The following is a 13,074-nucleotide window of genomic DNA, read 5'->3' as shown; positions in this document are numbered from 1 at the left end:
CGCATATTCCAATTCATACTTATATTAAATGTATCTTTCCGGCACATGGTTATACATTATCTGAATTTATTCCAAAAGAAGTCATATGCCTAGTAGATTTAGCCTCCATTAACGTAATGAATGATTATGATTGAATATTACGTAAGCTCGTGCATGGACCAAACTACACCATTCGTAGCACCGCCACCTATATTAAGCGAGATTGTCAGACCGTTCGCATTATAGTAAAGCCCAACAACATCACCAGCAGTAAGCGTAACCTCACCTGCCAAGGTTACTGTTCCGTTTCCGAGTACAGCTCTTAAGGTTAGAAGCAATGCAATATTAACATTCAAAATAGGTAATAATCCCGTCACTAGACTTGTTGTTGTAGGCGCTGTTCTTTGAACTAGAAAGAATGGGTTTATTCCAGCTCCGAGGCTTATGCCAATAGCTGCAGTGGTTATATAATTTACTGTTGCTAAAATAGAATATCTACCAGTGACCGGTATCGTGTAATTGCCAGTTGCAGCATTGAAGTTCGCATTTCCATAATAAGGATTCGCTACAGACCAGTTAATAAGCTGACCCGTTGCTGATAAAGTAAGAGAAGACAAAAATGCTGAAAATCCTTCAGCAGCAAAGTTCGGGCCTGTCGCACCGGTTGCTCCTGTTGCTCCTGTTGCTCCTGCCGTACCTGTTGCCCCAGTTGCACCCGTTACTCCTACTCCCGTCGCTCCTGTAGTGCCGGTTGCCCCGGTTGCTCCTGTCACTCCCACCCCCGTCGCTCCTGTAGCGCCGGTGGCCCCGGTTGCTCCTGTCACTCCCACTCCCGTCGCTCCTGTAGCGCCGGTGGCCCCGGTTGCTCCTGTCACTCCTACTCCCGTCGCTCCTGTCGCTCCTGTAGCGCCTGTCACTCCTACTCCCGTTGCTCCTGTAGTGCCGGTTGCCCCAGTTGCTCCTGTCACTCCCACTCCCGTCGCTCCTGTAGCGCCGGTGGCCCCGGTTGCTCCTGTCACTCCTACTCCCGTCGCTCCTGTCGTGCCTGTGGCGCCTGTCACTCCTACTCCCGTTGCACCCGTTACTCCTACTCCCGTCGCTCCCGTCACTCCTGTCGCGCCGGTAGACCCAGTTGCTCCTGTCACTCCTACTCCTGTAGCTCCCGTTGCGCCGGTAGACCCAGTTGCTCCTGTCACTCCTACTCCCGTAGCTCCCGTTACTCCTACTCCCGTTGCTCCTGTAGCGCCGGTTGCTCCGGTTGCTCCTTTCGCCCCTGTCTCTCCTGTCGCTCCTGTTGCCCCTGTCTCCCCAGTTGCTCCTGTCACTCCTGTTACTCCCGTTGCACCCGTCGCCCCTGTTTCACCTGTCGCCCCCGTCGCGCCAGTTATCCCCTTCTTACGCGTCCCGTCGCAGCTTAATGAACCGGAACAGGAACAATTGCTACTTGAACATTGCGATCTGTTAAGTTTTGAGCTGCCACAATACATGTCCATTAGCCCCATCCTTAGTACAACAATCTCGAATTCATATATCATAAAAAATCAGAATCGATGAAATTTTTCGATCCCAATTTTCCTATCATTAAATCTATATAAAACTTATCATTTAAAATAAAAATTCACCCAGAATCAGAAAACATTCTAACCCTCTATCGGCAGACTCTATTAATAGTAAATGAATTTTCCTCAGTTATTGATTGTACTTAAGCCTTATTTTCCAAATAATAGTCATTTGGAGCATACCTAAAAATAGAGCCACCTCTACCTTCAATAAGGCAAAGTGACTCTATCATTTTCACTACTTTTAACCTGTCTAACTCTTCCCATACAAAGACCACATAATAAATCGAGGTCAACAATCCATTTTTAATTTTTTATAAAATTTTACATTTATTCTGCATTTAATCTTTACACCTCAACTTCCGTTTAATGTTTCAAAGAAATAATAATATATGCTAAAATAGATCAGCCATAACTTTATTATAAGTAGTTAGGTCTTTATGCCGTATAGCACAGTTTTAATCTAAATCCTGTATCTAACCATTTGAATGCGGATACATTTTCTTGCATCACTCGAGTTGTCGCTGCTCACTACTACATGAAAAATCGATTTAGTGGTATATTAGTACTATATCGAATCGTCCGGAGGTCCTATGGAAAAACATAACTCTTCACAAGAGCGAGCATCCTTTATTTTTAATATTGAGGTGCTTGTAGAAGGGAAAAACAACGCTGCAGCGCTTGAGCATTTGCTTCATTCGCTAAATGGTTCTGACTTTGTTGATTTCCGTATATTATCCGGCATCCAACTTGGAGAGCAAATCGAACATCGCAAGAACAATACTAGCTCCACCCAAGAAATTCCTTTGCCGCCTAACCTAACTAAAGATGCTGACAGCGTACAACCTAATAGAACTTCAACCACCCCTCCTGAGAAAACAAAAGAAGCTAAAAAGGCCGACAAACCAGCAGCAGATGCTCTAGAAGCTTTAAGCTATTACGACAAAATAAGAGCGCTCATGAAAAACAATACCTTAATCCGGCTCCTCGTTAATAAAGGCTTAGGTATTACGCTCAGCATTCCTTGCCGAATCATTAATATGGATGAATCGGAAAATATTATTACCGTTTATCATGTCGATGAGAAGCAAGTGTATACGTTTCGAATGAACGAAATTGAAGACTTCTCATACTAATCCACGCATGAAGAAAAAAACCGTTCCAATGACTGTTTATCAGCCATAGAACGGTTTTTTTATGCATAACCCGGAGATAACATTTGTTCAATGTTGTCACTTGATACAGGCGGACTCCAGAAGAAGCCTTGCATTTCATCGCATTTATGCTTGCGAAGAAACTCCATTTGCCCTTCAGTTTCCACGCCTTCTGCGATAACCTGAATATTCAGGTTATGAGCCATTGCAATAATTGCTGCAACGATTTCTGCATCACTCGGGTCCTGCTGAATATCACGTACGAAGGAGCGGTCAATTTTCAACCGATCAATCGGGAAGTTTTTCAAATAATGAAATGAACTATAGCCTGTGCCAAAATCATCAACGCTAATATTAACGCCTAATTCCGTTAAGTCGAGCAAACAGCGAGACACATGGCTAACATCCATCGTCATCGACTCCGTGATTTCCAGATCCAAATATTTTGGATCGAGGCCTGTTTTCTCAAGTACTGCCGCTACCTTGCCTGCGAGATCCGTTTGAACAAATTGCCTAATCGATAAATTGACGGATACCGGCATTAGTGGCAATCCAGCGTCTTGCCATGCTTTGTTTTGACGGCAGGCCTCTTCCAGCACCCAATCGCCAATTTGGACAATCATGCCGCTCTCTTCAGCTAACGGGATAAAGTTCCCTGGCGGTATCATGCCTTTAATCGGATGATTCCATCTTACAAGCGCTTCTACGCCAACCATAGTACCTGAGCTCAAATCATATTGCGGCTGATAATGCAAAATAAATTCCTCGCGCTGAATCGCGCGATACATCTCATGCTGCAGCGTAAGTCGCTCCAATGACGAATTGCTCCAGTCCTCCGAATAAAGCAGGCAATCATTTTTCCCGCTTTCCTTCACTTTGACAAGCGCCATATCTGCTTTCTTGATAAGCGAATAACTATCATCATCCGCATTGCGGTTTGTAACCAAACCAATGCTCGCTGTAATATGTAACGGGAAGCCGCTCAGCTCATAGGGCTCTTCAATCGACTTGAGGAGATTTCTGCACAGCTCAAGCAAATGCTTCTCCGATCGTAAATTGCAAAATAATAAAGCAAATTCATCGCCTTCCATTCGCGCTGCAAAATCATTATCATCAAGATCTCGATTTAGTCTTTCTGCAACTTGCATGAGAAGAATATCACCGAATTCGCGTCCAAAGGATGCGTTAACCAGCTTAAATCGATCTAAATCCAAATAACAAATCCCAACGATACGTTCTTCTTCCTTCGCCCTTGTCAACGTCTCCGTCAGTTTCATTTGAAACAAAGTGCGATTCGGCAATCCGGTCATATCGTCGTGATAGGCCATGTAGCGAATTCGTTCAACATTTCTTTTGCGATCGCTTAAATCTTGGCTTATCACTACCGTTCCGATGACTTCTTCCATCTGTATCATAGGAGAGCAAACAACCTGAAGCTCGAGCGGAAAACCTGAACCATGTGTAATGTTAATATTGATCTGTTTCGTTTCACCCAGCAAAGCCTGCTCAAATGTTTCTTGCAGCAATTGCCGGCTGCCCGGTTCGACTAATCGCAAGATCGTTTCACCGAGAAGCTCGGTTCGATCATAACCAAGTGTACGGCCGGACGCCTCGTTCAACTCCATGACAATCCCGTTTTTATCCAATATCGCCAGCGGTACGGCATCTGAACGAAGCAAGGTCTCTACAATTGCCGTATGATAATTTTGGAAGCTAAACGTCACATTTCGCTTTATATAAACAATTACTGCAGTTACGATTAACGATGCAGCGATGGCCAAAGCGGTCCATTTGTACATCGTGTTAGAAATTAATATAAATGATACGATAATCCAGACCAACCCGAGTGCTGCCAGCAAACAGCTAATAACCAACGATCCATTCAATGATTGCTTGAGGAGTTGCCGCTTTCTATTAGGAAAACCATCTATCCGTTTCGTCACGCACAAACGTCCTTCCTCTATTTCGAGTCAAGTCAGTGTTCGCTTTATTATAAACGATGTACGCGCTCTGGTATAGAAATATTTACTAAAGCAACTTGTTTTTTTGTTGTAATACAGAGTAATATGTCGTCAATTCATTATTTATTTCTAACTAATTACTTTCTTTCTTAAGTGCTGCAGTAATAATACATATCCACCCAGCAATAATCGCAACGCCGCCAATAGGTGTAATCATGCCAAGCTTGCTAAAGCTCGTAAGCGATAATACGTACAAGCTGCCGCTAAAAATGATCATTCCTGTTAGAATTAATCGACCGCCATTTAAAGCAAGCTTGCTCGTCCCCATTTGTTTGGCGAACAAGGAAATTAGCATTAAACCGAGTGCGCTGTACATGTGATAACGAACGCCTGTTTCAAAAACCTCTAAATAATGATCACTCAATTGTTTTTCTAATCCATGTGCTCCGAATGCGCCTAAAGCAATGGCTAAAGCCGCGTTTATTGCTCCGATTGCAAAATATTTTGGAAACATTTGTTTTCAATCCTCTCGTATTTGTGTATAATTTTACCGTAATTAGTAAAGGAGCTGATATAAATGGAAAATGAAACCAATAACAATGCTAATCCATCTTCCAGCAATGAGCCTTACGGTTCAAGACCCGTTTTCTCCAATGACCAAACCATCTATGAAGGTCCTAAGAAACATTCAGGAATTGGCATTACATCCTTCATCATTGGGCTGCTCTCAGCCGTATTGCTTATTATTGCAATCGTCTCAGGCTTCTCATTCGCTGATCAGATCGCAAATACAGACATCGTTATAGCAGACCCTTCTGATAAAGCAGCCTTTCAAGCTTCAATCGAAGCGCTTGGTCAAGAAGTTCTTGTTTCTATGATGCTTACTATCGTTTGTATTTTTGGAGCAGGACTACTCTCCCTTGCAGGTCTTATATTAGCTATTATCGGTGCCGTTTCCAGCAAGCGTCGTAAAACGTTTGGCGTTATTGGCATTGTACTTAACGTTGTCGTATTTGTAGGCGGTATTGCCTTATTTTTTGTAGGCTCTGCTTCTATTGCGTCATCTGTTGCCTAATTAAATTTCGGCCAGCTGTAAAAAGTCTGTCTCAGCCTCAATGGAGCGCTCGAAGCAGGCTTTTCTTATTCAAGCCGCTTATCTCACCGTTAATTTCGTCCGACTAAAACCTTCCTTCGTCTTATTAACCTCAAGGCAAGCCGGGAATGCATCCTTCAGCTCCTGAACGTGTGATATAACTCCGATCATTCTTCCCGATTTCTGCAAATCAACAAGCGCTGTAATTGCTTTCTGAAGCGATTCCTCATCCAGTGAACCAAAACCCTCATCAATGAACATCATTTCAATCGTCACGCCGCCCATGTGGGATTGAATAACATCCGTCATTCCAAGCGCAAGACATAACGAGGCGTTAAACTTCTCACCGCCAGACAATGTTTTCACGTCACGATTCTGACCTGTATACGCATCATAGACATCGAGGCCTAGTCCGCTTTGCTTGCCGCGAGTTTCAAGGCGATCACTTCTTTGCAGCATAAATTGCCCATTCGATAAATCATGCAAACGCGTATTGGCAGCAAAGAGAATCTGCTCCAAAAACTCAATTAGAATATAGCGTTCGAACGATACCTTAAGCGCATTATCCCCTTTCAGCATCTGGAATATATCCATGACCTCTTCTAGCTTAGCCTCTAGTTCGCTCACATAATCATTGGCCTTTCCAATTGAAACAGCGAGCCGCTCAGCAACTTGACCCGTCCGCATTGCCGTTTGTGCGGCGGCAAATAGTTTCTCATGCTGCTGCTTCAAAGCAGCAAGCTGCTCCTGAAGCTGCGACAGATCAACTCTAGGTTTGCCTGCAAGCTCGCTTTGCAGTTCAACCAGCTGCTGCATAAGTGAAGCAACGGCTGCTTGGTATGCAGCAATTTCTTTTTTCAACTGTTCTCTAGCTGAGTCAGGCAAAGCTGCTTCTCGATATTGCTGAACCGTGTCAAAACCCGCTTTCACAAGCTCATCCAGCAATCGCTGCTCTGCTAGCTGCCTGTTTTTTTCCGATTCTTGCTGCTGCTGCTCGGATTGCACGGCATATGCTTTCTGTTCGGCCAGCTTCGCTGTCATTTTTTGCTGCTGCTCTTGAACAGACTTCCAAGCTGCTGCCATTCGGTCATAAACTACCTGCTGCTCGTTTAGTTTTTCAGTCAGCTTCTCAGGAGTTCGCAGCGTTTCTGGGATGCGGCCCAGCTCCTGCTGCAGCGCAGATTGATGTGACGTTCGCTCAACGATTAAGCGCTGCTGCTCCTGCTGTAGTTGTTCCTTACTAAGCTGTTGCTTCTCGAGCTGCTGCTCCTGACGTTCGATCAACTGCTTGAGCTCAGGAAGCTGCTTCACTTTCAATAGAAGCTTGTCCGTTTCTTCCTTAAGGCCGCGCCAAAGCTGCAGCAGCTGCGCTCGTTGCTCCTCCAGCATGACGGCTTTCAATCCAAATTCCGCCAGCTCTTTAGCACCGTCCTCGCGTGTTGCTTGTGCTGCAGCTGCTTGTGCTCGCGCTTCAAGCCATTCCCGCTCCACTGCAGCTAATTGTAACTTTGCCTCTTGCAGCCGTTCACGAGAAGGAATCTCTGAATGTATGGCCGACTTTGCTGGATGCTCCTCACTGCCGCACACAGGACAAGGCATGCCCTCATGCAGATGGGCAGCCAGCAGTGACGCTTGCCCCTCAAGCCATGCAGCCTCAAGCAGATCGTGGTTGTCTTTTGTTTTGCTGAGAGTTTGAGCGAATTCTTTCTCTAATAGAGCGATTCTCGTCATTTCTTTCTCGACGTCAACTACTCGCTTTAATTGTTTCCCCTGCTGCTCAATAAGACGCAGCTGATCCAGCTTATCTGTCAGCTCTGCCGTTTCAAGCTCTGTTTCCTTCACTTGTGCATTTGCAGCGAGCTTCGCTTCTCGCAGCTTTATTAGCTCTGCATCCAATGCCTCAAGCTTAGTTGTACAACCCTTCTCCGCAAGTACGAGCTTGTCGATCGCTTGCTGCTGGCTAGCGAGCGTTCTTACGATTGGAGCCATCTCTTGCAATTTGCTGAGCTCACGTTCCGCTTCTCGCCGTTCGTCGCCGCGCTGCTCTTCTACTGCAAACCTCTCAACTGCAACCTTAAAGTCGCGCTCTGCGGTTTCCAGCTCCGCTTGCCTCGTAGCAAATTGTTCCCGCTTCAACTTCGCATCAGCAGCGGTTCGTTCGGCATGCTCCTGATAAGGAGCCAAATGGGCTGCTTTTTCAGCAAGCGCCAGACGCTGCTCCTTCAAGCCATAATCCGGCTTCTGCCCATCCAGCTGCTCAAGCTGCGACCGCTTCCTCGCATGCTCCTCGTACTTGCTATTCAGCGTCATCGCAAGCCTCAGCTGCACTTCTGCCGCTTCAAGCCTTCCTGCAAGCAGCTCCTTTTGCTCTTCCGCTTCACCTGCAAGCTTCTTATAAAAATCGAACTCCAGCGCCAAAGCGTCCGTCACTTGCTTCGCACTATATACTTCCTGCTTAAAGGTTTCAACAAGCTTACTATTTTCTCGCTCTGGCAGCGCCTCTTGCACTTGCTTCATATAAGCATTAAGAGTCGCTTTTGCTTCTTTCAGCTGATCCTGCAGCGCACGGTTTTTTTGCTGAAAACGATTTTCCAAACGCTCATACAGCTCTGTCCGAAAAATTCGGCGCAAAATCTCTTCCTTATTATCCGTATCGGAAGTCAGCAGCTTTCGAAACTCTCCCTGCGGAAGCATGACAATCTGACTGAATTGCTCCTTGGTGAGGCCAATAATCTGCTCCAGCCTAGCATTCACGTCAGACAAAATAAAACGGTCTACAGCTGGAATGGGTTCCCCGCTAGTCGTCTCGTACAGCTCGCATTTACCGCCTGTTTCACTTTTGTTCCCGCCCTTGCGATGAGGCATCTGCCTAAGGACCAAGTAGCTTCTCCGACCGATAGCGAAATCGAAATGAACCGCGGTGTGTATTTCTTCTGCAGCAAAATGACTGCGAAGCATACGGGGATCAGCTCGATCCTCTCCACTAGCCGTTCCATAGATAGCAAAACAAATCGCATCAAAAATTGACGTTTTCCCTGCGCCTGTATTGCCTGAAATAACAAACAGGCGTCGATCCTCCAGCATGCTGAAATCAATCGTTTCCGTGTCTCGATAGGAGCCGAAAGCTGTCATTGTTAATTTGATTGGCCTCATAGCATACCTCCTTCCTCACGCAGCAGCTCTGCATACGTATTCGCAAACAACTGTTTTTTCGCTTCCGAGAGTGGCTGCTGCTTTACTTCTTGATAAAAAGCTGCGAACAGCTCGATTGGATCAGCCTCACGCCGTCCTTTTGCCACTCCAGCGTCCAAGCTGCTGCCATCGCTCGAATGGCTGCCTGAAGATAATGGCCTGCGTTCCACATGAAGCGCATTCGGATAAACCGCACGCACCTTCTCCATTGGAAACAATACGGGATTATCATTCAAAAGAGTAACAAAAACATAATCCTCGTTTATTTCATGCTTTGTTATCTCTTCAATAGTAGCAGTTACACGGCGCATATTGCGAAGCGGAAGCAGCTCGCGCTTCTCGATCTCCACTTCACCCGCTTCATTAAGCTCAATGACGAAATAACCCTTCGCATGGTTCTCCTCAGAAATCGAATATTTAAGCGGGGAACCTGCATACCTTATCTTGTGATTGCGAACGAAATGGGCCTGATGCAAATGTCCAAGCGCTGTATAATTAAATTTCTCAAAATAAGCCGCACTCACATGTTCAGCTCCGCCAACAGACAATGGCCGCTCGGAGTCGCTTGTATTAAGCTCCGGCTCTCCGGTTGCCGTAACAAAAGCGTGCCCGACAAACACATGCCGAGCTTCTGGATTCATAGACTCAGCAATGTTTGCTGTAACTGCCCGCATCGCATCGTCATGCGTTTTTATGGATTCATCGCCAAACACGTAGCGTACTTGCGCAGGATCTGCGAACGGAACAAGATGGAAGTGAACCTCGCCGAATTCATCATTTAGCACGACTGGTCCGAGCGTTTTGCGAAGCTGTCCCGCCAAATATAAACCGCGATTTTCCATCATTTTTGTACCAAAATTAATACGGTCTGGACTGTCGTGATTCCCTGATATTGCAAGCACTGGCGTACCTAAATCGATGACGATCCGGCTGAGCAGCTCATCAAGCAATTCTACCGCTTCCGTAGGCGGTACAGCACGATCATAGAGATCGCCAGCAATAATGACCGCATCCGGCCGTTCGATTTCGATCGCTTGCAGCAGCTGCATCAGAACATAACGCTGATCCTCTGTCATATATACGCCTTGAACGAGCTTGCCCAAATGCCAGTCCGCAGTATGAAATAGCTTCATTCGTCACAAACATCCCTTCCTTGCATTTCTATCTATCTTAACACGTTATTGGTCTATCATTTATTTTAACATCCGATTCATCATGCCGCATAGTAAAGCTGAAATTGCTTTCCGCTATCTATTGCACATCACATAAATACACGATAAAGTTAGACACGGCATACGTTTATCAAACTCTATTCCTATTATAATGACAACGATGGAGGACTACCAAATTGTCTCGTTTCACATCTACTTTATCCAAAAACTACATACTGCTGCTTACTGTCGTATTCGGAGGTTTTCTCATCTTTGGCTTCTCTGAAAATATTAAAGGGCCTGCGCTTCCTAGAATGCAGAGTGAGTTGAAGCTTGACGAGCTGCAAGTCGGAATTTTGTTAGCATTTAACTCCCTTGGCTATTTGCTTGCATGCAGCTTTACCGGGTGGCTTACCCGCAAAGCAGGAATGAAGCTCACCTTGGTGCTCACATTTGGCTCTATGGCGGTATCGGGTGTTTGCATCTATTTTGCAGCCAATTACACCTCACTTTCATCCGCTTATTTCCTCATGTATGTCGGAAATGGGATGCTGGAAATCGCGCTAGCCATCCTTGCCGCTCGAATTTTCATCAAAAACACAGGCACGATGATGAACCTCGCACACTTTTTTTATGGGCTCAGCTCAACCTTTGCCCCGATCATTGCTGCTTCGCTGATAGGTGTTCAAGTATTTGGCTCTGCGCTAGGCTGGCGGGGAATGTACATGCTTATGCTCGCGCTCTCGATTTTGCCCATGCTTCCAGGACTTTTCGCAAAATATGCCGGTGATGAGCAAAAACACGAGGAACGAATCACTTTAAAGGAATTTGCTCGTGACAAGATCGCTTGGCTCATTGTCGTCGTGCTATCTTTCGGAGTAATATCGGAGCTTGCTGTTGGCGGTTGGCTCGTTAACTTTTTGGAGAAGGCTTACGGTTGGAGCGGCGATGCTTCGGCTAAAATGCTATCTGCCTTTTTCTTCTGCTTTATGCTCGCAAGGCTCGTTCTCGGTCCCGTCACTGACAAAATTGGCTACACGAGATCGCTCATTTTACTATCTGCTTTTTCTGGGTTATGCTCAGTTGCAGCCATTATCATCGGTGAACCAGGTGCCTTTTTGTTTGCACTCGCAGGAGTTGGTATCGCCCCAATCTATCCAACCGTCATGGCCCTGCTTGCCAAACGTTACCCAAACAACGCCGATACCGCTATTACCTTTACCGTAACCTTAATGGGTATAGCGAGTGTCATCGGCAACCTCGCTATCGGCGCCATTACAGAATGGACGAAGCAGCTGTTTGCCGGAAGTGAAAACTCACATGCCAGCCTCGTTGCAGGTCTGCAAGGCGGTTATCTATTCATCGGGGCATGTGCGCTTGCCTGCTCGGTCACTTCGATCATTCTTTATCGCATGCTTAGAAATAGGAATGCAATATTGTAAATAGAAATGCCCCTGCCAGTGCTGAAGCTCAGCACGCTGCGGGGGCATTTTTTATACTAGGCAGCCTTATCAAAAATATCTCGATGTTATCATTTTTTTCTTCGTATAAAATTCCACTCCATCCTTTCCATTGGCATGCAAATCTCCGTAGAAAGAGTCCTTCCAGCCCGAAAATGGAAAAAAAGCCATTGGTGCTGGCACGCCTACATTAACACCCAGCATACCGGCTTCCGCTTCCTCGCGGAATTGACGAACCGCCTTAGCATTTTCCGTATAAATGACTGCTGAATTACCAAATCTAGAACTATTCACTATAGTAAGCGCCTCATTTAAATCTTCCGCGCGCAGGACAGATAATACTGGACCAAATATTTCCTCCGTGGCAATCGTCATTTCAGGCTTCACTTGGTCAAAAATCGTCGGTCCAAGAAAATATCCTTCGCCGCTGCGCTCCGTTGCAAGCCTGCCATCAAGTAGAAGCGCAGCCCCTTCAGCAATCCCGCTCGCAATATACTTTTCGATGCGCTTGCGATGCTCATCGCGTATGACTGGCGTTAAGGTGACGTCATCGCGCATTCCCGAACCGATGATCATCGCTTCCGCTGCAGCTTGCAGCGCCTTCATAAAGCTGCTCCCATCACCGACTGCAACGACAGCAGAGCAAGCCATGCATCGCTCACCAGCACTGCCAAAGGATGAGGCAATGATGTTCTCAACCGTTTTATCGATATGCGCGTCCGGCATTACAATATGGATGTTCTTGGCGCCGGCAAGCGCTTGAACTCTTTTGCCGTTATACGCAGCACGTTCATATACGTATTTGGCAACAGGCTGCGAGCCGACAAATGAAATGGCCTTAACACTGGGACTGCTCGTCAATACATTTACAACATCGTTAGCGCCATGCACCACATTCAGTACACCATCCGGCAATCCCGCTTCCCGCAATAGCTCCGCAAGCTTGTTAACGGTAAGCGGCGTACGTTCTGATGGCTTGAGCACAAAAGTGTTGCCAAGCGCGATGGCAAGCGGGAACATCCAGCACGGTACCATCATCGGAAAATTAAATGGCGTGATGCCTCCCACTACACCAAGCGGCACCCGGAACAGCTCCGAATCGATGTCCGTTGCAATGTTTGCAAGCGTTGCGCCCATCATATGCGTCGGCGCTCCTGCCGCAAACTCCACATTTTCGATGCCGCGCTGCACTTCTCCGACCGCTTCTTTGTAGCTTTTTCCGTTCTCCATCGTTATAATCTCCGCCAGCTCCTCCGCATGCTCCTGCAGAAGCTGCCAGTAACGAAACAGCACCCTCGCCCTGCGTGGAACAGGGGTTTTGCTCCATGCTGGATAAGCCTGCTCCGCAGCATGCACAGCAGCTTCAACATCCTCTTGAACGGATAATGGGACATAAGCGATTACTGCGCCTGTAGCCGGATTTATCACTTTATCTGTTCGTCCATTTACAGACTCCACCCAAACACCGTTTATAAAATTACGTAATTTAAGCGGATCCTGTAGGGAAATAGGTTCTATAGCCATC

Annotated in this window: 9 protein-coding genes; 3 read left to right on the top strand and 6 right to left on the bottom strand. The window is 46.4% G+C overall.

From position 1 onward, the window contains the following. Positions 1–137 precede the first annotated feature (137 nt). Positions 138–1,472 (bottom strand): hypothetical protein, encoded by a 1,335-nt coding sequence (locus AC1DOV_RS21740; RefSeq protein WP_477551048.1) that lies wholly within the window; start codon positions 1,470–1,472, stop codon positions 138–140. A 659-nt stretch (positions 1,473–2,131) separates the two neighbouring features. On the opposite strand from AC1DOV_RS21740, the gene AC1DOV_RS21735 reads away from it, so the two are divergent. Next, positions 2,132–2,674: a hypothetical protein gene (locus AC1DOV_RS21735; protein ID WP_477551047.1), complete on the top strand. Its 543-nt coding sequence runs from the start codon at positions 2,132–2,134 to the stop codon at positions 2,672–2,674. Between the two features lie 59 nt (positions 2,675–2,733). On the opposite strand, the gene AC1DOV_RS21730 is transcribed toward AC1DOV_RS21735, so the two are convergent. Further along, on the bottom strand, positions 2,734–4,635 hold the full coding sequence (locus AC1DOV_RS21730; protein ID WP_477551046.1) for a putative bifunctional diguanylate cyclase/phosphodiesterase: 1,902 nt from the start codon (positions 4,633–4,635) through the stop codon (positions 2,734–2,736). A 151-nt stretch (positions 4,636–4,786) separates the two neighbouring features. After that, positions 4,787–5,167, bottom strand: coding sequence for a DUF423 domain-containing protein (locus AC1DOV_RS21725; protein ID WP_430063522.1), 381 nt, complete (start codon positions 5,165–5,167; stop codon positions 4,787–4,789). Between the two features lie 63 nt (positions 5,168–5,230). Between AC1DOV_RS21725 and AC1DOV_RS21720 the strand changes: the two genes are divergently transcribed. Further along, positions 5,231–5,728 carry a hypothetical protein gene (locus AC1DOV_RS21720; protein ID WP_477510572.1) on the top strand — a complete coding sequence of 166 codons (498 nt, stop codon included), beginning with the start codon at positions 5,231–5,233 and terminating at the stop codon, positions 5,726–5,728. Positions 5,729–5,806: 78 nt separating this feature from the next. Here AC1DOV_RS21720 and AC1DOV_RS21715 read toward each other — a convergent pair whose 3' ends face one another. Then, positions 5,807–8,899 carry an AAA family ATPase gene (locus AC1DOV_RS21715; protein WP_477551045.1) on the bottom strand — a complete coding sequence of 1,031 codons (3,093 nt, stop codon included), beginning with the start codon at positions 8,897–8,899 and terminating at the stop codon, positions 5,807–5,809. Further along, complete coding sequence (locus AC1DOV_RS21710) at positions 8,896–10,071, bottom strand: exonuclease SbcCD subunit D (RefSeq protein WP_477510570.1); 1,176 nt, start codon at positions 10,069–10,071, stop codon at positions 8,896–8,898. The genes AC1DOV_RS21715 and AC1DOV_RS21710 overlap by 4 nt, the downstream gene beginning before the upstream one ends. 215 nt (positions 10,072–10,286) lie before the next feature. On the opposite strand from AC1DOV_RS21710, the gene AC1DOV_RS21705 reads away from it, so the two are divergent. Then, positions 10,287–11,531: an MFS transporter gene (locus tag AC1DOV_RS21705; protein ID WP_477510569.1), complete on the top strand. Its 1,245-nt coding sequence runs from the start codon at positions 10,287–10,289 to the stop codon at positions 11,529–11,531. A 69-nt stretch (positions 11,532–11,600) separates the two neighbouring features. On the opposite strand, the gene AC1DOV_RS21700 is transcribed toward AC1DOV_RS21705, so the two are convergent. Continuing rightward, positions 11,601–13,073, bottom strand: a complete 1,473-nt coding sequence (locus tag AC1DOV_RS21700) for a CoA-acylating methylmalonate-semialdehyde dehydrogenase (protein WP_477510568.1) — start codon at positions 13,071–13,073, stop codon at positions 11,601–11,603. Between the last annotated feature and the right edge of the window lies 1 nt (position 13,074).

It is taken from the genome of Paenibacillus sp. 01T47 (genome assembly GCF_056398245.1).
This window is presented reverse-complemented; position numbering and strand designations above follow the sequence as displayed.

Excerpts from the sequence above, each read along its gene's own strand:
- AC1DOV_RS21740 (WP_477551048.1), bottom strand. The coding sequence starts at position 1,472 with ATGGACATGTATTGTGGCAGCTCAAAACTTAACAGATCGCAATGTTCA.
- AC1DOV_RS21735 (WP_477551047.1), top strand. The coding sequence starts at position 2,132 with ATGGAAAAACATAACTCTTCACAAGAGCGAGCATCCTTTATTTTTAAT.
- AC1DOV_RS21725 (WP_430063522.1), bottom strand. The coding sequence starts at position 5,167 with ATGTTTCCAAAATATTTTGCAATCGGAGCAATAAACGCGGCTTTAGCC.
- AC1DOV_RS21720 (WP_477510572.1), top strand. The coding sequence starts at position 5,231 with ATGGAAAATGAAACCAATAACAATGCTAATCCATCTTCCAGCAATGAG.
- AC1DOV_RS21715 (WP_477551045.1), bottom strand. The coding sequence starts at position 8,899 with ATGAGGCCAATCAAATTAACAATGACAGCTTTCGGCTCCTATCGAGAC.
- AC1DOV_RS21710 (WP_477510570.1), bottom strand. The coding sequence starts at position 10,071 with ATGAAGCTATTTCATACTGCGGACTGGCATTTGGGCAAGCTCGTTCAA.
- AC1DOV_RS21700 (WP_477510568.1), bottom strand. The coding sequence starts at position 13,073 with ATGGCTATAGAACCTATTTCCCTACAGGATCCGCTTAAATTACGTAAT.